11 protein-coding genes and 1 pseudogene are annotated in these 24,352 nt (G+C 41.4%); 2 read left to right on the forward strand and 10 right to left on the reverse strand.

What is annotated here, in order from left to right:
• Positions 1 to 85 precede the first annotated feature (85 nt).
• The 10 genes and pseudogenes from HMPREF0833_RS06480 to HMPREF0833_RS06520 form a co-directional block, all read right to left on the reverse strand.
• Positions 86 to 2,920, reverse strand: coding sequence for an LPXTG cell wall anchor domain-containing protein (locus HMPREF0833_RS06480; RefSeq protein ID WP_013904254.1), 2,835 nt, complete (start codon positions 2,918 to 2,920; stop codon positions 86 to 88).
• Positions 2,921 to 3,089: 169 nt separating this feature from the next.
• Complete coding sequence (locus HMPREF0833_RS11145) at positions 3,090 to 3,188, reverse strand: KxYKxGKxW signal peptide domain-containing protein (protein ID WP_080559864.1); 99 nt, start codon at positions 3,186 to 3,188, stop codon at positions 3,090 to 3,092.
• A gap of 393 nt (positions 3,189 to 3,581) precedes the next feature.
• Positions 3,582 to 4,553, reverse strand: coding sequence for an Ig-like domain-containing protein (locus HMPREF0833_RS06485; protein WP_013904255.1), 972 nt, complete (start codon positions 4,551 to 4,553; stop codon positions 3,582 to 3,584).
• A gap of 96 nt (positions 4,554 to 4,649) precedes the next feature.
• Positions 4,650 to 5,522: pseudogene (locus tag HMPREF0833_RS11150) on the reverse strand (hypothetical protein); the annotation flags it as partial.
• Between the two features lie 14 nt (positions 5,523 to 5,536).
• Positions 5,537 to 5,893: a hypothetical protein gene (locus tag HMPREF0833_RS06490; protein ID WP_013904256.1), complete on the reverse strand. Its 357-nt coding sequence runs from the start codon at positions 5,891 to 5,893 to the stop codon at positions 5,537 to 5,539.
• Positions 5,894 to 5,970: 77 nt separating this feature from the next.
• On the reverse strand, positions 5,971 to 8,097 hold the full coding sequence (locus HMPREF0833_RS06495; RefSeq protein WP_013904257.1) for a lectin-like domain-containing protein: 2,127 nt from the start codon (positions 8,095 to 8,097) through the stop codon (positions 5,971 to 5,973).
• 386 nt (positions 8,098 to 8,483) lie between these two features.
• Positions 8,484 to 13,211: a mucin-binding protein gene (locus HMPREF0833_RS06500; protein WP_257000674.1), complete on the reverse strand. Its 4,728-nt coding sequence runs from the start codon at positions 13,209 to 13,211 to the stop codon at positions 8,484 to 8,486.
• The gene (locus HMPREF0833_RS06505) at positions 13,211 to 16,834 is read right to left on the reverse strand and encodes a mucin-binding protein (protein ID WP_013904259.1); all 3,624 of its coding nucleotides are present in this window, start codon (positions 16,832 to 16,834) and stop codon (positions 13,211 to 13,213) included. The genes HMPREF0833_RS06500 and HMPREF0833_RS06505 overlap by 1 nt, the downstream gene beginning before the upstream one ends.
• Positions 16,835 to 16,912: 78 nt before the next feature.
• Positions 16,913 to 20,638 (reverse strand): mucin-binding protein, encoded by a 3,726-nt coding sequence (locus HMPREF0833_RS06510; RefSeq protein ID WP_255309072.1) that lies wholly within the window; start codon positions 20,636 to 20,638, stop codon positions 16,913 to 16,915.
• Between the two features lie 746 nt (positions 20,639 to 21,384).
• The gene (locus HMPREF0833_RS06520; RefSeq protein WP_041818382.1) at positions 21,385 to 22,074 is read right to left on the reverse strand and encodes a gamma-glutamyl-gamma-aminobutyrate hydrolase family protein; all 690 of its coding nucleotides are present in this window, start codon (positions 22,072 to 22,074) and stop codon (positions 21,385 to 21,387) included.
• 272 nt (positions 22,075 to 22,346) lie between these two features.
• On the opposite strand from HMPREF0833_RS06520, the gene HMPREF0833_RS06525 reads away from it, so the two are divergent.
• Both HMPREF0833_RS06525 and galU read left to right on the forward strand, forming a co-directional pair.
• Positions 22,347 to 23,363, forward strand: coding sequence for an NAD(P)H-dependent glycerol-3-phosphate dehydrogenase (locus tag HMPREF0833_RS06525; protein WP_041818383.1), 1,017 nt, complete (start codon positions 22,347 to 22,349; stop codon positions 23,361 to 23,363).
• A 45-nt stretch (positions 23,364 to 23,408) separates the two neighbouring features.
• Positions 23,409 to 24,317: a UTP--glucose-1-phosphate uridylyltransferase GalU gene (gene galU, locus HMPREF0833_RS06530; protein WP_013904264.1), complete on the forward strand. Its 909-nt coding sequence runs from the start codon at positions 23,409 to 23,411 to the stop codon at positions 24,315 to 24,317.
• The last annotated feature ends 35 nt before the right edge of the window (positions 24,318 to 24,352 follow it).

Consider the following 24,352-nt stretch of genomic DNA (forward strand, 5'->3'; position numbering starts at 1 on the left):
TCTAAAAAGAGACTCTGTCCTTTGGGACAAAGCCTCCTTAATAATTGCACAGTACCCTTCAACCTAAATTCGATTGGGCGATCAATTATTCATTTTTATCTTTTTTGCGTTTTGCAAGACCTGCAAATCCAAACATACCAAGTACAGCCCCTAACAATGCAACAGCCGTTGATTGTTCTTCACCTGTATTTGGAAGTTTAGCAGATTCAGTTTTCTTAGAAGAAACCGTTGCTACACGATCTTGATGATCAGTTTGTCCATTCATTTCTTCAGTTGAAACTATCAATCGTTCTGACGGAATTACAACAGTCTTCCCGTCTAATTCTACAGTAGCATTACCATAATGATCTACCTTAACTGTTGAACCTGGATTCACTTGTTTGATCTTAGCAGCAATTTCTGAACGCTCTTCATCAGTTAGATTTGATGGATCCTTAACTAGAGTCTTTTCACCTGGAATTTTAACAAAGGTATTCGAAGTCTTATCAGGATTGTTATCTGAATTTGAATTATTGTTACCCTTATTACCAGATTCTGAAACTTTTGTAATCGTTTGTTCTGGTGCCAAAATTGCTGTTGTACCATCTGGGAAGGTTACTGTAGCTGTACCATCGTTACCCACTTCTACCTTACTTGCTGTAGGGTTAGCTTTCTTAACTTCGTCTGCTATCTTAGCTTTTTCCGCATCTGTAAGAACTGATGGGTTCACTACTGGGGTAACAGCTGGAGCCTTAACAGCTTTATCAGTGGCTTGAACTGGATCACTTGCGTCTGATGTTTGACCATCTTTCGTTGCTTTTACAGTTACTGGGCCTGCTGGAATATCAACTGTTGGTGTAATAGTAGCTTTACCAGTGTTATCAGCTGTAGCTTCACCAATCTTGTTGCCATCTTTATCGTAGAGGGCTACTGTTGATCCTGGTTCTGCTGTCACTTCAACTGGGGTCTTAGTGCCGGCTTTACCTGTTAGATCTGTATCGACAACTGGTTTAGATGGAGCTGTTGGAGCTTTAGTTACAAATTCTGACAATGGTTTTGTATCTTTAGAACCATCTTTATAGGTTACAACAACATTGTTTCCATCTTTTTCTACTTTATCAACAACTTTTGAAGCATCTTCTACTTCTTGACCTTTTTTGTCAGCTAAACGTGCATCTGGATTGTTTTGAGAATATTCAACTTTAACTTTCTCTTTAATTTTTTCAAACTCTTTATCAGTAACATTGTTAGCATCTGATATGGCTACTTTATCTGCTTCTGATGGAGTTTTGATATCATATTTCTTAGTTTGTGCTTTTAATACGAAAGTTACTGCACCTGGGTCAGTTAGATATGTACCAACAATTTCTCCATTATTTTTAGTTTTGGTTGCATTATTAGAAATCTCTGCACCATCTGTATCAGTTGCAGTGGCAAAACGAGTTACAAGTTCTAATGAATCTGATTCTGTTTTTGGTAATCTATTTTCAGCAATACCAGAAACTTGTCCTGTTACTTTGATTTTTGCTGGGGTATTTGTTTCAGAATTAATCGCTGTTACAGTGTAGCCCCATTCATTATCTTGTTTTTCTGGATTCCCATCAACGTTATTTAGGGCAATATTTCCACCTTTTTTGAGTGAAGCTGATTTAATTTTTCCAGAATCGTCGTTAAATGTGATATCAACGTCTGCATCTTCACCAGTATAAAGATAAACTTCTTTTTTGTTTGGAGCAGGATCTGAATACGGAATCTCTACTGTTGGAGCCTCGTTTTGACGTGCAGGATTTACAACTACAGTAACTTCAATCTCGCCTGACTCTTTACCTTGGCTATCAACAGCTTTATACTTAACTGTATAAGTGCCTAGGGTATTTGTATCAACTGTCTTGGTTGCTGCGTTACCGTTTACTGAAACAACTTCAGCATGAACCTTATCACCTAGTGTTGCTTGAGCATCATCTTCTTTATCTGCTACTGTCACAAGAGATGCAAGGTCAAGTTGATCACCTTGTTGAACAGTTTTTTTGTTTCCTTCAACAGCTGATGCAATAGTTGGAGCTTGGTTTTCTACACCGCGTGGTTGCCAGCCAGCCACACTTGAGAAACCACCTTCCATCACGTTTGAGATAGATGATACTTCTGTACCTGCAATCTTATCAGCCATTGTAAGGACAATCGTATCTTGGAACTTCCCGTGTTCGTAAGATTTGACAGTTGCCTTATCTGACTTCTGTGACACCCATGCAGCTGAGGCATTGTCACGTTTGACTGGAATCTCGACTGATTGACCTGCAGTATTTGTATAGCGCATGTAGGCAATCCCTGCATCGTGAGGAACCTTAAGAGTCACCTCTTTTTGCCCTGCAATAACAGCATCTTGATTAGTAGACAAGTTTGAAGGTTCAACCGTTGTCGCACCGATAGATACTGGAACTGTACGACGACTACTTTCTGTTCCGTCAACCGTTTGAGTCACCTGAACAATTTGACGTGGTTTAATAGTTGCACCATCACCCTGATTGTTGTTCAAGGCTGTTGGAAGCTCTCCTGTAGTCCAGTTCCCACTACTATCAACAGTTACATTGCCGATATTCTGTTCGCGACCATCGACATAAAGCTTGATAGTTGCCCCTGGAATTCCTGTTCCAGAAAGTGTACTTGAAGTTGAAGCCACTGTCTGAACTGGAACGTTGACAGAGGTATTGTTCAAATTCGGAGTCACATTTGGTGTTGCAACCTGACTAACCAAGTGCTTGTCATACTTACCTGAAATAGCATACCAGTTATTTCTTGGTAGCCCTGTCTTGGATTCAATTCCGGCAATATAAGAAATGTTTTGTGATGAGTCTTCAACTACTGTACGGTACTTAATAGTAAACTTGCGAGCGCTAGAAGCGTTAGCTAATTGAAGGACATAAACCTTTTTAGTGTCCCCCATGACACCGCTAAGACCATTTACATTATTGTAATCACTTCCGACAGTATTTTTGACACGCCATTCAAGTCTATTCCCGTCATCAATGAACTGAACACCTTCTTTATTTGCTACACCGGCATTAGGCTCCTTGTTTGCATCTTTCCAACCATATCGGTCAACGAAAGCACCATCATACTACCAAAATAAGCGAGCAACCAAATAAGAAGTGTTTCCCCTTTTTAATCATCCGCCAATTTTTTTGTTCTGTATTTCTCCTATTAAAATACATTTAAACATCTCCTTTTTACTATATAGTGCATTTTCGCAATTAAATTATATTATAAAATATAAATTTTATCAAACAAAATATGCCTAAAATGTCTCGCTTAAGAAATTGAAGGGAATTTTTGTGAAAATGTTGTTTAATACTATTAACTAAACTAAAATAAATATACAAAAAGATAATAAATATTTTTTAAACATCACATAGGACATCTGACAAAAACAAAAAAAGACAAATACCAAAAATGATATTTGTCTTAACAGGCTCAATTATTTCTGTAGTGGGGAAAACCACTGTAGGAATGACGGAGTCTATTTTGTTGTAGATAACAACGAGAAAAGAGGAAAATCATACGATTTCCTCATTTCTCAAATAGATACATCTAATCTATCAGGTTATTTACTCTTCATCTTTTCTTTTTTTTGAGATTAGTAAACCACCTGTTAGAGCAGATAGGATTGCCAAGACAATTGATGCTACTGATTGTTCTTCACCTGTATTTGGAAGTTCTCCAGATTCAGATTTCTTAGAAGAAATAGTTGCTACTCGTCTTTGGCGAACAGGTTGAACCTTGATTAAATCTAGTTCAGATTTATCAGCTAATGTAGTACCACCTGCCTTAACTGGGTTCACAACTGGCGCTGTTGGAGTTGTCTTATCATCTGCTTTCGCTACTGTTGCTGTAGTTGGAGTAGATGTATTACCTGCATCATCTGTCGCTGTTACAGATACTGTGGTGCCTTCCTTCAAGCCACTGACTGGAACGCTGAAGTTACCATCTTGGTCAGCTTTAGCTGAAACTTTAGAACCATCTGGAAGAGTGACTTCCACAGTTGATCCCGCTTCAGCTGTACCTGTTACTGCAGTATCACCTGCCTTAACTGGGTTCACAACTGGTGCTGTCGGAGCTATCTTATCATCTGCTTTCGCTACTGTTGCTGTAGTTGGAGTAGATGTATTACCTGCATCATCTGTCGCTGTTACAGATACTGTGGTGCCTTCCTTCAAGCCACTGACTGGAACGCTGAAGTTACCATCTTGGTCAGCTTTAGCTGAAACTTTAGAACCATCTGGAAGAGTGACTTCCACAGTTGATCCCGCTTCAGCTGTACCTGTTACTGTAGTATCACCTGCCTTAACTGGGTTCACAACTGGTGCTGTCGGAGCTGTTGTATCTTGAAGTTTTCTAAAGATATGAGTTACAGTACCTTCAGTTTCATCAGTTAGAGTTCTAACAAATACATAACCATCAATCTCACCATGTTCAAATGCTTCATTAGATTCACCTAATTCAGATGGAGCTTTTGCATCTGCTGGTTTCAATTCATTACCATCTTCATCAACCCATTTAGTAATGATTAATTTCGGCAAATCAAATGAATCTGGTAATTCACCTTTTTCTGAAGAATAGACAGTCTTAGCACCTGTAAGAGTTGCTGTTGTACCATCTGGGAACGTTACGGTTGTGTCACCATTCGCTGATACTTCCGCTTGTGCTCCTGGGTTCGCTGCTTCTACTGCGGCTTTAACGGCATCTTTTTCTGGTTGAGTTAAGGCTGTTGTATCTTGAACTGGTGTCTTAGTCGTTGGAGCTTTAACACCTTTAGAATCAGCTTCTTTAACTGTTTGAGCACCTGTAAGAGTTGCTGTTGTACCATCTGGGAACGTTACGGTTGTGTCACCATTCGCTGATACTTCCGCTTGTGCTCCTGGGTTCGCTGCTTCTACTGCGGCTTTAACGGCATCTTTTTCTGGTTGAGTTAAGGCTGTTGTATCTTGAACTGGTGTCTTAGTCGTTGGAGCTTTAACACCTTTAGAATCAGCTTCTTTAACTGTTTGAGCACCTGTAAGAGTTGCTGTTGTACCATCTGGGAACGTTACGGTTGTGTCACCATTCGCTGATACTTCCGCTTGTGCTCCTGGGTTCGCTGCTTCTACTGCGGCTTTAACGGCATCTTTTTCTGGTTGAGTTAAGGCTGTTGTATCTTGAACTGGTGTCTTAGTCGTTGGAGCTTTAACACCTTTAGAATCAGCTTCTTTAACTGTTTGAGCACCTGTAAGAGTTGCTGTTGTACCATCTGGGAACGTTACGGTTGTGTCACCATTCGCTGATACTTCCGCTTGTGCTCCTGGGTTCGCTGCTTCTACTGCGGCTTTAACGGCATCTTTTTCTGGTTGAGTTAAGGCTGTTGTATCTTGAACTGGTGTCTTAGTCGTTGGAGCTTTAACACCTTTAGAATCAGCTTCTTTAACTGTTTGAGCACCTGTAAGAGTTGCTGTTGTACCATCTGGGAACGTTACGGTTGTGTCACCATTCGCTGATACTTCCGCTTGTGCTCCTGGGTTCGCTGCTTCTACTGCGGCTTTAACGGCATCTTTTCTGGTTGAGTTAAGGCTGTTGTATCTTGAACTGGTGTCTTAGTCGTTGGAGCTTTAACACCTTTAGAATCAGCTTCTTTAACTGTTTGAGCACCTGTAAGAGTTGCTGTTGTACCATCTGGGAACGTTACGGTTGTGTCACCATTCGCTGATACTTCCGCTTGTGCTCCTGGGTTCGCTGCTTCTACTGCGGCTTTTAACGGCATCTTTTTTCTGGTTGAGTTTAAGGCTGTTGTATCTTGAACTGGTGTCTTAGTCGTTGGAGCTTTTAACACCTTTAGAATCAGCTTCTTTAACTGTTTGAGCACCTGTAAGAGTTGCTGTTGTACCATCTGGGAACGTTACGGTTGTGTCACCATTCGCTGATACTTCCGCTTGTGCTCCTGGGTTCGCTGCTTCTACTGCGGCTTTAACGGCATCTTTTTTCTGGTTGAGTTAAGGCTGTTGTATCTTGAACTGGTGTCTTAGTCGTTGGAGCTTTAACACCTTTAGAATCAGCTTCTTTAACTGTTTGAGCACCTGTAAGAGTTGCTGTTGTACCATCTGGGAACGTTACGGTTGTGTCACCATTCGCTGATACTTCCGCTTGTGCTCCTGGGTTCGCTGCTTCTACTGCGGCTTTAACGGCATCTTTTTCTGGTTGAGTTAAGGCTGTTGTATCTTGAACTGGTGTCTTAGTCGTTGGAGCTTTAACACCTTTAGAATCAGCTTCTTTAACTGTTTGAGCACCTGTAAGAGTTGCTGTTGTACCATCTGGGAACGTTACGGTTGTGTCACCATTCGCTGATACTTCCGCTTGTGCTCCTGGGTTCGCTGCTTCTACTGCGGCTTTAACGGCATCTTTTTCTGGTTGAGTTAAGGCTGTTGTATCTTGAACTGGTGTCTTAGTCGTTGGAGCTTTAACACCTTTAGAATCAGCTTCTTTAAATACATACTTCAGTAACTGTCCACCACTTCTAAGTGTTACAGTATTGGCTCCCGAGTTATATGTTTCTGCTTTATCAGAATTAACTTCTTTAAGTGTATAACCTTTAGCTTTTATTTTCGTAATAGCTTTTTGTACTGCTTCGATATTACTCAAATTAACAACTTGATCTCTATCTCCTGGGATCGCACTACTTGCTGCGAGCTCATTACCCGCTTCATCATAAAAGGCTACTTGTACAATTTGTGGTGCTGTAAACTCAAATTTTTCGATTTGTACACGTTGCAAGTTGGTACCAGAACCTGTACTTCCTAAGAATGACAAAGCATAAGTTGCATTTGAGTTATTAAGAGCAGTCTTAGCATTTGGTGCAATGGTTGAAGCATTCGCAGTCTTCAAATTAGTTGACCATTTTTCATTACCGTAAGTTACAATAAACTCTTTTGTTTGACCTTTATATTCGATTTTAAAATCTACCCATTGACCATTTGGATTTGGATTTAATGCTTTCGCATCACCTACAGTCGTTACTCTTCCTGCAGCATTTGATGAGTAGAAGGCACCAAAAGCATTACTTCTCCATGCATTACCACCATATTTAGGGTCAGCTGGCGCATTGTGGCTAGCATTTGGAGTAGTTGTATTATGCCATGAGTCAAGTTTGAAACCGAAGGCGTTTTTAATAGTCCCCATACCGATGGAAGCACCAGATTGACCAATAGTATCTACATTCCCTGTATGGAAAACGAAACCGACTCCATCTCCACCATCTCGACCATTTACTTGATGTCCTTCATATTTATCACCAATATCTACCTTACCAGTAAAGGTAAAGTCTTCCTTAGGATCGATTTTAAAACGAAGGTAAGCACTACCAACTTGACCAGATACATCATCTGTTAATTTAATCGTACCTGACGTTTCATCATAATTTGCCGTACCACCTTCTTTAAAGAAACTATCAAAGTTATCTTTCGTTACTGTAACACGATCAAGCCTTGTTTCGTCCACTGCACGTGATGTGCCCTCAGAAAGTGATCGCCTATTTCTTACTCTAGTAGTAGTTGTTGCTTCTGTAGTTACTCCAGACGTCGCCTCAGTAGCCACTGTAGTAGCTTCTTTAACACTTGCTACAGCTTGAGTCAAACGTTCAACACTTTGATTAACTTCTGCTTGGCTTGCAGTTCCGTCAGCAACTAATGCTTCTGCTTCTGCAATTGCTGCTGCCACTTCAGCTTTAACTGAAGCTTCTTGACCATCCAAGTTTTTAGCTTTTGCTTGGGCCAAAACAACCTCTAATTTAGTTTTATCAACTAAAGGTAATGACGGTACTGTCTCAGCTCCTGTTGAAGCTGTCGTTGCTGAAGTAGCTGTACTCGTTTCAGTTGATGTAGTCACTGCCGGAGCCACATAGGTAGTTGAATTCCCAGTGGCTTCCGATGAAGTAGGTACTGTAGCTTCAGCCTTATCTTCAACACTATCAGCTTTAACTGTTGGAGCAGCTAAAGTAGCCCCAATCGCAAAGACAAGCGAACAACCAAACAAGAAATGCTTCCCTTTTTTGATCATCCGCCAGTTTTTTTGTTGTGCATTCTTTCGATTAAAATACATCAAACAATCTCCTTTTTTATATTCCACTTATTTTAACAAATATTACTACATATGTCTATTTATTTGTACTTATAAAAATTGACTCTATAATTTCTGTAGTGGGTAAAACTATCATAGAAATTACGGAGCCTATTTTGCTGTAGAAAAAGGTCAAAAATAAGAGGCTGGGACAAAAGTCCTAGCCTCTCAATTGTTTTTGGATTGTCGAGCAAGACGCAGTGGTTGAGTGGGCTCTACTACGCTGATTTCATCAGCTTTTACAGCCCTACTCAACTGTGCGGAGGTGGGACGACGAAATCGAATTCTAACGAATTACCGATTTCTGTCCCACTCTCTCCTTAATAATTGCATAATACCCTTCAACCGAAATTTGGTTGGGCAATCAATTATTCATTTTCATCTCTTTTGCGTTTTGCAAGACCTGCTAAACCTACTAAACCAAGTGCAGCACCTAACAGAGTTACTGTGCTTGCATCAGTCACACCTGTTTCTGGTAAAGCTGGTGCTTTTGGAGCATCAGGTGTTGCTGGTTTTGTTGGTTCTGGCTTCACTGGTTCTGGCTTCACTGGTTCTGGTTTAACTGGATCTGGCTTCACTGGTTCTGGTTTAACCGGATCTGGTTTCACTGGATCTGGTTTCACTGGATCTGGTTGAGGAGTTGGGACAGCTTTCTTTCTATACAAGACAATTGTCACAAAATCTTTACTTTCAGCTGTTAAACCAGTGATGGCATCCACCACCAGTGGACTTGCTTCATAACCTTCAATAACAGGAGATGTTACTGCATCAAAAGTTGTGTCTCCATTATCTGCAACCCAAGAAGTAGCACTAAGGACTTCATTGGTTGCTGGATTTACCATCACCACCCGACGGAAAGTTACTTGGTCTGTATGATCTGGAGCCAGAGTTTCTCCCGTAATAGCATCTTTATAGTGAATAGTTTCGTTAACTACTTTGGCCTCTTGACGAGGGACAGCTTGAAGTTCCAAAAGAATGGTGGTGTTGCGACCAATCGCATCTGGATCTGTTGGATTATTCGGATCTACAGTTCCTGCAGTTGCATCGTACCCATAGACTGTTTGGCCTTCTTTGATCTTGTAACCAGCTGGAATTGCAGGAAGTGCTGTAGGAGCTGCCTTTGTTGCATCTGTTTCGTTGTTCTTATAGATTGTTTCCGCCAAGACATTTCCATTTTGGTCTACCAACTGAATATTACCAAGCTTGAATAATTGAATTTTTTTAGCAAAATTCTTATCAACTTCTACGGAACCATAACCATCCTCCGGTATATACAGAATCGCATCAACCTCTTTCACCTTTGTGTAGGCTCCTGGAGTTACAGGCGTAGGAACTTTAATAAATGTATAGCTACCACTTGAAGGCACCTCTGGGGCATCTGCTAAGGCACGACGTGAACGTGTCCGCGGTGCTACACTTTCCAAACTTGCTACTTCTGTATGAGATACAGGAGCGTCTGCCAAGGAACGACGTGAGCGAGTTCGTGGAGTATTTGGCTCATTATCTGAAATTGGAGTCGCACTAACAAACTTCCATGCCTGAGGTGTCATTTCTCCAGTTACCAAATTGACAAGGACAATCCGCTCGAAGACCACTCGTTCACGGACCGGTTTCGGTACGATAATGCCTTCTTCTTTAGTAAAGTAACTTACAGTACGTGTCGCAGTGGCACGACGATTTAAGATCTTATCAACGTTCTTCGGCCAATTTGGTGTGTTTGGATCTGTTGGATCGTATGGGGTATCAGGAGTTGGATTTGGATCCTCTGGCCCCACTGGTACCACACGTTCACGTACAACTACCGTGAATTCTTGATCTACTGATGCATCAAAGTCGAAGTTCTTGCTTGAAGCACTTGTGAAGCCATCACTTACCAACTCGTAACCTTTACGATGGAGTTCGTTAATCTTATCAGTAGTGGTGTAGGCAATCACTTCACCCGATTTACCATTAACAGTATCACGAGCTACCTCTACATTACCTTTTTCATTGATATACTTGATGATCGCTTTTTGTGCATCTTTGACATAGGTTACAACTTCTATAGTATCTGCAGCTCCGGCTTGTACTCCTGACACAGCTGGCACAACCAATTTATCTGCTGTATAACCCTTAATCACTGGTGATGTAACAGCATCAAAGGTGTCATCTGTTGTTGTCCAAGGACGGTAATCAATGTGACCTGTTACCAAATTGACATAAGCGAAGCGTTTGAAGTGAAGTGTTTCTGACACATCTTCTTTCGCTTTTGAACCATCTTCGTAGACATATTTCACAGTACGAGTGACATCATCTTTGTTAACAATGTCTTTAACTGGATCTGGCCATTTTGGTGTATCTGGATCTTTTGGATCAACTGGTTTGTCTGGGGTTGGAGTTGGTTTGTCTGGATCGATTGGTTCGATACGTTCACGAAGAACCACGGTAAATTCTTGATCCACTGATGCATCGAAGTCGAAGTTCTTGCTTGAAGCACTTGTGAAGCCATCGCTTACCAATTCATAACCTTGACGTTTGTATGATGAAATCTTAGCTGCTGTGCTGTAGTCAATTGCTTCACCGGATTTACCAGCAACTGCATCACGACTCAACTCTACATTGCCTTTTTCATTGACATACTTGATGATCGCTTTTTGTGCATCTTTGACATAGGTGACAACTTCTACAGTATCTGCAGCTCCGGCTTGTACACCTGATACAGCTGGCACAACCAATTTATCTGCTGTGTAACCTTTAATCACTGGTGATGTAACGGCATCAAAGGTGTCATCTGTTGTTGTCCAAGGACGGTAATCAATGTGGCCTGTTACCAAATTGACATAAGCGAAGCGTTTGAAGTGAAGTGTTTCTGACACATCTTCTTTCGCTTTTGAACCATCTTCGTAGACATATTTCACAGTACGAGTGACATCATCTTTGTTAACAACGTCTTTGACTGGATCTGGCCATTTTGGTGTATCTGGATCGTTTGGATCAACTGGTTTGTCTGGAGTTGGAGTTGGTTTGTCTGGATCGATTGGTTCGATACGTTCACGAAGAACAACGGTGAATTCTTGATCCACTGATGCATCGAAGTCGAAGTTCTTGCTTGAAGCACTTGTGAAGCCATCGCTTACCAATTCATAACCTTGACGTTTGTATGATGAAATCTTAGTCGCTGTGCTGTAGTCAATTGCTTCACCTGATTTACCAGCAACTGCATCACGACTCAACTCAACATTGCCTTTTTCATTAACATACTTGATGATTGCTTTTTGTGCATCTTTAACGTAGGTGACAACTTCTACAGTATCTGCAGCTCCGGCTTGTACACCTGACACAGCTGGCACAACCAATTTATCTGCGGTGTAACCTGGGATCACTGGTGATGTAACGGCATCAAAGGTGTCATCTGTTGTTGTCCAAGGACGGTAATCAATGTGACCTGTTACCAAGTTGACATAAGCGAAGCGTTTGAAGCGAAGTGTTTCTGACACATCTTCTTTCGCTTTTGAGCCATCTTCGTAGACATATTTCACAGTACGAGTGACATCATCTTTGTTAACAACATCTTTGACTGGATCTGGCCATTTTGGTGTATCTGGATCGTTTGGATCAACTGGTTTGTCTGGGGTTGGAGTTGGTTTGTCTGGATCGATTGGTTCGATACGTTCACGAAGAACCACGGTGAATTCTTGGTCAAATGCTGTATCAAAGTCAAAGTTCTTGTTTGAAGCACTTGTGAAGCCATCACTTACCAATTCGTAACCTTGACGTTTGTATGATGAAATCTTAGTTGCTGTGCTGTAGTTGATAGCATCACCTGATTTACCAAGAACTTCATCACGACTCAACTCAACATTGCCTTTTTCATTGACATACTTGATGATCGCTTTTTGTGCATCTTTAACGTAGGTCACAGTTTCTTCAATATCAGGCGCTGTAGGTTCAACCCCTGTTACGGCAGGGATCATATTTTTATCAGCCGTATATCCTTTGATAGTTGGTGTAAGTACAGAGTCAAATGTTCGATCATTTGAAGTCCATTGACGATATTCTACATGACCTGTTACCAAGTTAACATAAGCGAAACGTTTAAAGTAAAGTGTTTCAGTAACATCGTCCTTCGCTTTTGAACCATCTTCATAAACATAATGGATTGTCCGAGTTACAGTTTCTTTATTGACAATATCCTTGACTGGATCTGGCCATTTTGGTGTATCTGGATCATTTGGATCAACTGGTTTGTCTGGGGTTGGGGTTGGTTTATCTGGATCGATTGGTTCGATACGTTCACGAAGCGTTACGACAAATTCTTGATCCACTGATGCATCAAAGTCAAAGTTCTTATTGACAGAATTTGTGAAACCATCATTCACCAATTCGTAACCTTGACGTTTGTATGATGAAATCTTAGCTGCTGTGCTGTAGTCAATTGCTTCACCGGATTTACCAGCAACTGCATCACGACTCAACTCAACATTGCCTTTTTCATTAACATACTTGATGATTGCTTTTTGTGCATCTTTAACGTAGGTTACAACTTCTACAGTATCTGTAGCTCCAGCTTGTACACCTGACACAGCTGGCACAACCAATTTATCTGCTGTGTAACCTTTAATCACTGGTGATGTAACGGCATCAAAGGTGTCATCTGTTGTTGTCCAAGGACGGTAATCAATGTGACCTGTTACCAAGTTGACATAGGAGAAGCGTTTGAAGTGAAGTGTTTCAGTAACATCATTCTTCGCTTTTGAGCCATCTTCGTAGACATATTTCACAGTACGAGTGACATCATCTTTGTTAACAACGTCTTTGACTGGATCTGGCCATTTTGGTGTATCTGGATCGTTTGGATCAACTGGTTTGTCTGGGGTTGGAGTTGGTTTGTCTGGATCGATTGGTTCGATACGTTCACGAAGAACAACGGTGAATTCTTGATCCACTGATGCATCGAAGTCGAAGTTCTTGCTTGAAGCACTTGTGAAGCCATCGCTTACCAATTCGTAACCTTGGCGTTTGTATGATGAAATCTTAGCTGCTGTGCTGTAGTCAATTGCTTCACCGGATTTACCAGCAACTGCATCACGACTCAACTCAACATTGCCTTTTTTCATTAACATACTTGATGATTGCTTTTTTGTGCATCTTTAACGTAGGTGACAACTTCTACAGTATCTGCAGCTCCAGCTTGTACACCTGACACAGCTGGCACAACCAATTTATCTGCTGTGTAACCTTTAATCACTGGTGATGTAACAGCATCGAAGGTGTCATCTGTTGTTGTCCAAGGACGGTAATCAATGTGGCCTGTTACCAAGTTGACATAAGCGAAGCGTTTGAAGTGAAGTGTTTCTGACACATCTTCTTTCGCTTTTGAGCCATCTTCGTAGACATATTTCACAGTACGAGTGACATCATCTTTGTTAACAACATCTTTGACTGGATCTGGCCATTTTGGTGTATCTGGATCGTTTGGATCAACTGGTTTGTCTGGGGTTGGAGTTGGTTTGTCTGGATCGATTGGTTCGATACGTTCACGAAGAACCACGGTGAATTCTTGGTCAAATGCTGTATCAAAGTCAAAGTTCTTGTTTGAAGCACTTGTGAAGCCATCACTTACCAATTCGTAACCTTGACGTTTGTATGATGAAATCTTAGTTGCTGTGCTGTAGTTGATAGCATCACCTGATTTACCAAGAACTTCATCACGACTCAACTCAACATTGCCTTTTTCATTGACATACTTGATGATCGCTTTTTGTGCATCTTTAACGTAGGTCACAGTTTCTTCAATATCAGGCGCTGTAGGTTCAACCCCTGTTACGGCAGGGATCATATTTTTATCAGCCGTATATCCTTTGATAGTTGGTGTAAGTACAGAGTCAAATGTTCGATCATTTGAAGTCCATTGACGATATTCTACATGACCTGTTACCAAGTTAACATAAGCGAAACGTTTAAAGTAAAGTGTTTCAGTAACATCGTCCTTCGCTTTTGAACCATCTTCATAAACATAATGGATTGTCCGAGTTACAGTTTCTTTATTGACAATATCCTTGACTGGATCTGGCCATTTTGGTGTATCTGGATCATTTGGATCAACTGGTTTGTCTGGGGTTGGGGTTGGTTTATCTGGATCGATTGGTTCGATACGTTCACGAAGCGTTACGACAAATTCTTGATCCACTGATGCATCAAAGTCAAAGTTCTTATTGACAGAATTTGTGAAACCATCATTCACCAATTCGTAACCTTGACGTTTGTATGATGAAATCTTAGCTGCTGTGCTGTAGTCAATTGCTTCACCGGATTTACCAGCAACTGCATCACGACTCAACTCAACATTGCCTTTTTCATTAACATACTTGATGATTGCTTTTTGTGCATCTTTAACGTAGGTTACAACTTCTACAGTATCTGTAGCTCCAGCTTGTACACCTGACACAGCTGGCACAACCAATTTATCTGCTGTGTAACCTTTAATCACTGGTGATGTAACGGCATCAAAGGTGTCATCTGTTGTTGTCCAAGGACGGTAATCAATGTGGCCTGTTACCAAATTGACATAAGCGAAGCGTTTGAAGTGAAGTGTTTCTGACACATCTTCTTTCGCTTTTGAACCATCTTCGTAGACATATTTCACAGTACGAGTGACATCATCTTTGTTAACAACGTCTTTGACTGGATCTGGCCATTTTGGTGTATCTGGATCGTTTGGATCAACTGGTTTGTCTGGAGTTGGAGTTGGTTTGTCTGGATCGATTGGTTCGATACGTTCACGAAGAACAACGGTGAATTCTTGATCCACTGATGCATCGAAGTCGAAGTTCTTGCTTGAAGCACTTGTGAAGCCATCGCTTACCAATTCGTAACCTTGGCGTTTGTATGATGAAATCTTAGCTGCTGTGCTGTAGTCAATTGCTTCACCGGATTTACCAGCAACTGCATCACGACTCAACTCAACATTGCCTTTTTCATTAACATACTTGATGATTGCTTTTTGTGCATCTTTAACGTAGGTGACAACTTCTACAGTATCTGCAGCTCCAGCTTGTACACCTGACACAGCTGGCACAACCAATTTATCTGCTGTGTAACCTTTAACCACTGGTGATGTAACAGCATCGAAGGTGTCATCTGTTGTTGTCCAAGGACGGTAATCAATGTGGCCTGTTACCAAGTTGACATAAGCGAAGCGTTTGAAGTGAAGTGTTTCTGACACATCTTCTTTCGCTTTTGAGCCATCTTCGTAGACATATTTCACAGTACGAGTGACATCATCTTTGTTAACAACGTCTTTGACTGGATCTGGCCATTTTGGTGTATCTGGATCTTTTGGATCGACCGGCTGATCTGGAGTTGGAGTTGGTTTGTCTGGATCGATTGGTTCGATACGTTCACGAAGAACGACAGTAAATTCTTGATCCACTGATGCATCGAAGTCGAAGTTCTTATTAGCTGCATCATAGAAACCATCGCTTACTAATTCAAAACCACGACGACGATAGGAGCTCACTTTTTCATTTGTGCTATAATCAATCGCTTCACCGGATTTACCGACTACTTCATCACGGCTCAATTCTACATTGCCATTTTCGTTCACATATTTGATGATCGCTTTTTGAGCTTGTTTTACAATGACAATTTTTGTATCTCTACCGATCGCATCTAAGTCATCTTTTTGGTTTGGATTCACCGTTTGGCGCGCCGCATCATAACCATACACATTTTGACCCGGTTTCACTTCCCAGCCAGTTGGGGCAGTAGGAACTTTTGTAAACCAGGCACGAGTTGGATCTGATGGATCATTCTCATATTGTTTGTGTGCTGCATCAGCCTGGTTTGTAGCAATTTCTCCCGTCGGGGTGATATAGTTTCCTTGCTCATCAACCAATACAACTGATCCGAGTTTCTTGTACCATACTGCGAAGTTGAAATCTTCCAAATGATCTGGATCGACTACTAGGGCCTCAATACTGGCTTTATCTGCATAAAATCCAGGAAGGATTGGTGTCATGACCTTCTTAAACTCATAATCTGGATTTTCTGACGTTCCAGCCCCCGCTTCACGGAAGCTACTACGTCTATTGTAGTTACGACGTCTTGCAATGTACGCTTCCAATGAAGAACGATATTGTTCTTGAGCTTCTTTTGAAAATGCAATATTAAAACCGCCGTCAGGATTTTCTGTAGCATTCTTAAGATCAAGACCAGGAACTTTTTTATCTACATCCAATTGCTCTTTCTTAAGATCAACTGGTTTATCTTCTGATTTTTTATCGGTAGAATCTGCTTTTTTCTCAGCTTCCTTCACTTCTGATTCTTCAGATTTCACTTCAGTTTCAGGTGCTTTTACTTCTGATACTGTTTCTTCCGTTTTCGCTTCGTTCTTGCTATCCTTGGCATTTTCTTTCACTTCTGCCTGAGAAGCTTGTTCTTTAGCAGGTGTTTCTGTTTTTGCTTCTACCTTTGGTGCTTCCGCTTTTTCAGTAGATACCAAAGCCGCATTAGCAGAATAAGTAGGTGCTTCTTGCGTAGATGCTTCTTGAGCAGAAACTGCCGACACCTTTGGTGCTTCTTGAGTCGAAGTCACAGGTGCTTTTGAGGCATCATCAATTTTCACTTCTGTATCTGCTGAAGCAATAGTTGTCCCTGCTAAAACTGATCCAATCAAAACAGAAGCAACACCTATAGAGTATTTCCGAATTGAAAATCGTTGTTTCCTATCAAAATTCATTTTTTTCTCCTTTTTTCAAATTGAGTATTGGCTGTGCTAGCTTTTTAAAACTGCACAACCAATCCTCCTTGATGTTTCCTAAACTTTTGGTGGACGACGCGAGCTTCTGCCACGTGTCAACACTGGTTTCGCAACATAAACATGCTTGTTCGCAGTAACAGGTGCCTTACGAGACGGACCAACCACTGTCCGTTTTTCAACAGCTGGTGATTCACTTGGTACAAGTGGTGCTGGACTCTCAACAGCTTTTGTCTCTGTCGGCTTCACAACTGTAGTCGGAGTCGGTGAAACAACCTTCGGACTAACACTTGCTTTTTCAGGCGCTGGAGTAGCTACAACCTCTGAAACTTCTAGTTTTGAAGCGGTAGGTGCGCTTGAAGGTGCTACAGAATGAGCATTAGCTTTCAAACTTCTTACACTTGGTTTAGGTGCAACCGCATGAGGGCGAGATACTTCAGACGAAGAGTTCCCAACAGGTTGAACCGGCCCCTCCTCATTCACAACTTTACCAATACGCCAATTAGAGTAATCGATATGTCCTGTCACTAAGTTGACATAAGCTGTTCTTTCGAATGTCACCTTGCGAATAATCGTCTTAAAGACTTCTTTTCCACTCTCTTCTTCTCTGAAGCGGATTGTTTGCGTCGCTGTACGTTCCAGCTCCTTCATATCCTTGACTTCTTTTGGCCAACTAGCTGGATCCTCTGGAGTTACTGGAATACCTGGAACTGGTTTCGGATCTTGTGGTGTTACCGGTTCAATCCGTTCTTCAAGAGTAACGACAAATTCTTGGTCAACAGACACATTTGTATCATAATGCTTATCCGCAGCATTCGTAAAGCCATCTTCAAGAAGTCGATAACCTGCTTTCTTATAAGCAGAAATTCTATCAGCTGTACTGTACTCAATCAGAGCTCCACCACGGCCTTCCATCTCATCTTTTGCAAGTTCGATATTTGAAGTGACGTTAACATATTTAACACTTGCTTTTTGCTTATCTTGCTTATAAACGACAACTGTCTCATAATTTGTCAATTGGACATTGTCTACAATGTTCCGCCAATATGTTTCTGAGACTGTGCGACGACCACCTTGAGTCACAACAACATCATCTTTAATATTTGCAGGATTAAATGTCACCGTTACACGGCTAGCTTTCGTTCCCACTGCCAAACCTGGTACGTTCGTAGATAGAATTTCAGCTTTATAGCCTTCAACTTCAGGCGAGACAACAGTATCATAGGTTGCCTTACTATTTGTAGTACCCGCAAGTTGCCAGCCAGTGTCTCCAATGCCATCCCCATCAATATCACGGACGATATATTCTGTCTTACCGTAGGCAGCTAAGAATTCATCTCCATTCGCTACGCTGGAACTCTTCAGCACCTTCTTGAATTGATCTTGATCAATTGCCACTTCTAATAGACGTTTCCAATCCGATGTTTGAACAACAACTTTTGGTTTTCCATTTGCATCTAAAACAGGTGAACCATCTTCGTAAACGTAACGAATCGTATTTGTATGGGTTGCATGTGGATTAATACTTGTTCCATTTGATACCCAGATATTTTGGCGGTTTGCTGTGACTGGATCAATTCCATATGTCTTATCCGTTGCAAGAACCCCACCTGAAGAAGAACCTGTTTGAACAGAGGTGGATGAGCTAGGATTGATTTCTGGTTTTCCACCAGGTTTAAAGCCGGCAATACTCATTGCCCCGCCTTGGATATCTGTCCAAACTGAACTCATCCTGTTTTTGCTCACAACATCTCGACCATCACGGTTCAGTGAGTATACTGTATAAGTACCAGCACCACGGTTTACACGAGTACCAGTCGGACCATTAAATTCAATATGGTTACCAGATTCTCTTGAACCATTAGAAATGTAAAGAATATTACCATGACCAATTTGTTCTGGATTGTTTCCTTGGGCAATTCCAAATGGAAGCTTACCTGTAATCTCTCCAGCCGAGCGTCCTTCAGAATTTGTGTAACGCATAAAGGAAACATAGAGTGGATTATTGAATTGGAAGACTACATTCGTACTTGCACCAAGTGGCACCGAAATGAGCTCTGCATAATAGTCCGTATTATCATCGCGAACGTCAACAATTGAACCTTTATTCGCTTGGAATAACGGCTGATCTTTCCGACCATGTTTTGAATCCAAGTTGATGACATCATCCCAAGGATTGGCTCCACGATTATCCATTTGAACACGGAAAGTTGCATAATCATCTACTAAAATAGAGCCATTTTCATTCAAACCAATATAGTTGTAGGCATTGTAACTTCCTGAAGGTCCTCCACCACTCTTAGGACCTTTTCCTACAGAGTGGAAGGTATTCGTTGATTTCTTACCAAATACAACACGTGAATTGTCTCCAAAATCAATAGCTGTTCCACGCCCCTTGTTTTCAAAACGAACGCGTGAGTTCTCTCCAGTTGTGAAGGTTGCGTTATTTCCAAAAACCAATCCATCACGACCAGTGAAATTGAAGCTTGCATGTTCTCCAATGGTAAGACTACTCTTTCCATTTCGACGGAAGGCATTTCCTGTTCCGTAGCCTCCCCAACGGTCCAGGTGGGTTAACCCATCTGCTGGACGTCCCATTCCAAGTGAGATAGCCTGACCAATGCTTGTATTTAGAGTAAGTTTCGAATCTTTACCAGTTACGACCGTTCCTCCATGTTCCATGAAGATACCAGCATTATGGTAACGAGCACTTTCCGTTCCATTGTTCGTATTCATGTTAATAGTGAGGCTTGCTCCATCATTCACACGAACAGTTGAACCACCTGCAAGGTTGATACCGTCCCCTTGTGAAGAACGATTCAAGGTCAAACTCGCTCCGTCAGCAACTGTGACAGATTTAGCATCGTGAATATTTGCTTCACGTCGCAATACTGAGTGCCCAGCAGATCCAACATTCCGTTGCACATACTGGGTCTGACCGTTTGCAGAACGGTAGCTATCACTAACAGTCGAACTTGTTTCCCCTTTTACAATGACGTCGGTATTCCCGCCACCACCATAAAGGGAAGAACCTTGACTTTTTACATTTTCAAATGTAACGGTATTGGCACCTGTTGTTGAAGAAAGATCAACAGCACCTTTTGAGTTACCCGTAGCAAGTTGAAGATTCTTGAAAACCAAATTCCATGCACTTGAACCTGTAAACTTCAAGCTATTTGATAATAGATCCAAGCTTGCTTGATCATTTCGACCTTGGATAACTACATTACGGCCTTGTGAGTTGATCGCAACTGTACGGTCAACCGAATTCACACGACCATTATCAGTATTACCATTGTCTCCAGTCGCTACGACGTTTCCTGAAATGGTGATATTCTGAATAGAATTATCATTCAATGCAGAAACAAAACCATTCCAGTTTGAAACCACACGTGAAGTTACTTCACCACTATTACGAAAACCACTTGTACCTGTAGCTTCACGAGATACAGTTTCAGTTGGCTCAGCTGTAGCTTCCTTCCCTGCTTCTTTATCACCCTCATGTTGCGAATCAGTAGCTACAGAAGGTTGCACAACTGCTGCAACATTGTACGAAGTTGGTGCAGACGATTCCCCTGTGACCGGTTTTGAAAGAGCAATCTCTTTGTCCGATGTCGCTTCACTAGAAATTACATCTGAAGACGAGTCAGCAGGATTTTCAACTTCATCAGCCAAAACCGTCTGAGTACCAGCTGCAAACAAGGCCGTTCCCAACAATACGGAACAAACGCCAACAGAATATTTCCGAAGGGAAAACCTTTGGCGTCGATTGAATATATCCTTCATGTCCATAAAACTCCTTTTCATTTCGAAATTTAAGTATTTAAACCTCAAACTAATTCTAGCATAAATGTCATGATATAATTCTATGTGTGACAACTTCTGTCAAAATCATATGGTTTTGACCATTTTTTCTAAAATTTGTTTAAAAATATAAAGCAAAAACCGAATGTTTTTAAAAAATTATAATTTTTAAGAACTATTGGTTCACTTTTTTAAACATGTATTTTATACTGTCATAGATCTTTATTTTTTTATTCCTGCTATTTTTACTCCTCCTTCCATTTGCATTTCCATCTCCTCTACATTCGCTTTTTGCCCATATTTTATAAGAACTTTCGACGATTATTTTAAACTTTCTATATTATTAGAAAATCAGATGAGAGATAAAACGATATCATTTTCCCACATTTCCTTCAGGAAAACTCTCCCTTTGGTCTATTTTCACTACATAGTAATTTACGAAAATTCTAAACAAAATTTTCAAAAACGATCTTTTTTCCACCAATTTATTGTGTGCCATTTTTTCACATATAAACCACAGTATTTCATTAGATCCTTTCTCATCTTGTAATGAGCAGTGAATCATTTCTATCAAACTATGAGGAGAGTGCTCATCTTTTGATAGCCTACAAAAATGCAACAACGGCCTTGTCCCTCTTAAAACGAGGAACAAGGCCGTTGCTCAATCTTTTATACATTCATTTTCTACTTGATAAAAGGTCCTTCCGTTATAGAACTTCGTGTGCGCATTACAATTCCTGTAATAAATAACGGAAGAGTTCTAAATTCCCTTCTTCTTCATTGACCAAGTATTCTGGATGCCATTGTAATCCCATAATCCGATGACCGTCTACTGCTTCTATCGCTTCGATGGTGTGATCGCGCGGATCAAAGGCAGTCGCACGGAAATTTGGTGCAAGATCCTTGATACTTTGACGGTGAACGGAATTGATTCGACTGGCCTGTCCAAAGAGTTGCTCCACCACACTACCTTTTTTAGTCTCGATAGAATGGGAAGTCCCAAACGGAAGTCCTTGCCAATGTCCCTCGATCTCTTGATTGAGTGTTCCTCCAAAAGCCACATTGATCAACTGAACCCCACGGCAGATTCCTAGAACCGGTTTGTTTTGGCGTACTGCTTCCTTCAGTAGGGCAAGCTCAAATTGGTCCCGTTCGATATTGTAATCATCACTCTCAATGGTTTTTTCTTCGCCATAGAGACTAGGATCGACATTTTGGCCTCCACTTAAGATCAACTTGTCAATCGTTTCAACATAATCCTTGACTAAGGAAGGATCTCCCATCGGGATGACCATTGGAAGTCCTCCTGCTTGACGGATTCCTTCCGCAAACTGACTAGACACGGAGGAATGAAGGTTTTTCCCTTCCGGGTCAACCGGACAGAGATTAGCGGATACTCCAACAATTGTTCTGCTCATATTCATTCCTCCTTCATTTTAACTACTACTTATCTTACCATCCATTAGTGATCGTGTCTAATATGTATTTTTTAAAACCGTGATAGATTTTATTTATCACCCTCACCTTCCTCACAAAACAATTGATGATCATACAAGTTTTTTTACCTATATTATGTTAAAATAGAGAGGAAAATAGAATCGTCCTTCAAGGCACACATTAGGCCGTTTCGAAGGCGCAAGCGCTAGATTCCTAGCCTTGTTGAAAAATAGACATAGAAATGGAAGATACAATGGAAAAACAAACCGTTGCAGTATTGGGTCCTGGTTCATGGGGAACAGCCCTTTCACAAGTCCTCAATGATAACGGCCATGAAGTCCGTCTCTGGGGAAATATCCAAGAACAAATCGATGAAATCAATACCGCTCATATCAATCAACGCTATTTCAAAGACATCGTTATTAGCGATCAAATTACCGCTACGACTGATCTGAAAGCTGCCTTGGACGGAGTAGACGCTATCCTTTTTGTAGTTCCTACAAAGGTGACCCGCTTGGTCGCAAAACAAGTCGCTGAAACACTAGATCACCCTGTAACAGTGATGCACGCTTCTAAAGGGCTAGAACCTGGTACACACGATCGGATTTCTCAAATCCTTGAAGAAGAAATTCCTGCTTCTCTTCGCAGTGAGGTAGTGGTCGTCTCTGGACCGAGTCATGCAGAGGAGACCATCGTACGGGATATCACCCTCATTACAGCAGCTTCAAAAGATTTAGAGGCTGCACGCTATGTTCAAGAACTCTTTAGCAATCACTACTTCCGCCTGTATACCAATACAGATGTCATCGGAGTGGAAACTGCTGGAGCCTTGAAGAATATCATCGCTGTCGGAGCTGGGGCCCTGCACGGTCTTGGTTATGGTGACAATGCCAAAGCAGCCATCATCACGCGCGGTCTCGCTGAAATCACGCGCCTTGGCGTTAAACTCGGAGCTAGCCCATTGACTTATAGCGGTTTATCTGGGGTCGGTGACTTGATCGTTACCGGAACTTCTGTTCACTCCCGTAACTGGCGAGCTGGGGATGCTCTCGGACGTGGGGGAAAATTGGAAGATATCGAAGCCAACATGGGCATGATTATTGAAGGGATCTCTACGACAAAAGTCGCCTATGAGCTGGCGCAAGAATTGGATGTCTATATGCCGATTACACAAGCTATTTACCAAGTCATCTATGAAGGAAAAGATATCCGCGAAGCCATTCACCACATGATGAGCAATGAATTTAAAGAAGAAAACGAGTGGAAATAAGTTAACCACCCTAACATCAATCCTACCTTTTAGAAAGGAAACTATATGACTAAAGTTAGAAAAGCAGTCATTCCTGCGGCTGGTTTGGGGACACGCTTCCTCCCAGCTACTAAAGCCTTGGCCAAGGAAATGTTGCCAATCGTTGACAAACCTACGATCCAATTTATCGTAGAAGAGGCTCTGAAATCTGGGATTGAGGAAATCCTTGTCGTAACAGGGAAGGCCAAACGTTCGATCGAAGACCATTTCGATTCTAACTTCGAATTAGAATACAATCTCGAGCAAAAAGGCAAGACTGACTTACTCAAGTTGGTCAATGATACAACAGCGATCAATCTTCACTTCATCCGCCAAAGTCACCCTCGAGGTTTAGGAGACGCGGTTCTTCAAGCCAAGGCCTTTGTTGGAAACGATCCTTTTGTCGTCATGCTGGGAGATGACCTCATGGACATCACTAATGATGATGCCTTGCCACTTACCAAACAATTGATGAACGACTACGATGAAACCCATGCGTCAACTATCGCTGTGATGGAAGTCCCTCACGAAGAGGTTTCTTCTTACGGTGTGATCGCACCTCAAGGCGAAGGGATTAACGGTCTTTATAGCGTTGAAACTTTTGTCGAAAAACCAAACCCAGAGGATGCGCCAAGTAATCTCGCTATCATTGGACGCTACCTCTTAACTCCTGAGATCTTTGCGATCCTTGAAAATCAAGAACCAGGTGCTGGAAATGAAATTCAATTGACGGATGCGATTGACACGCTCAATAAAACACAGCGCGTCTTTGCTCGTGAATTCACTGGAGATCGCTATGACGTCGGTGATAAATTCGGCTTTATGAAAACTTCGATCGACTATGCCTTGAAACACCCTCAAGTCAAAGATGATCTCAAACAATATATTATCGAACTCGGAAAAGAATTAGAAGCGTCTGAAAAAACTGCAGACTAATCATTCACAAATCTACAGAATACAAAAGAGGCTGG

Source organism: Streptococcus parasanguinis ATCC 15912 (assembly GCF_000164675.2).
GTDB lineage: Bacteria > Bacillota > Bacilli > Lactobacillales > Streptococcaceae > Streptococcus > Streptococcus parasanguinis.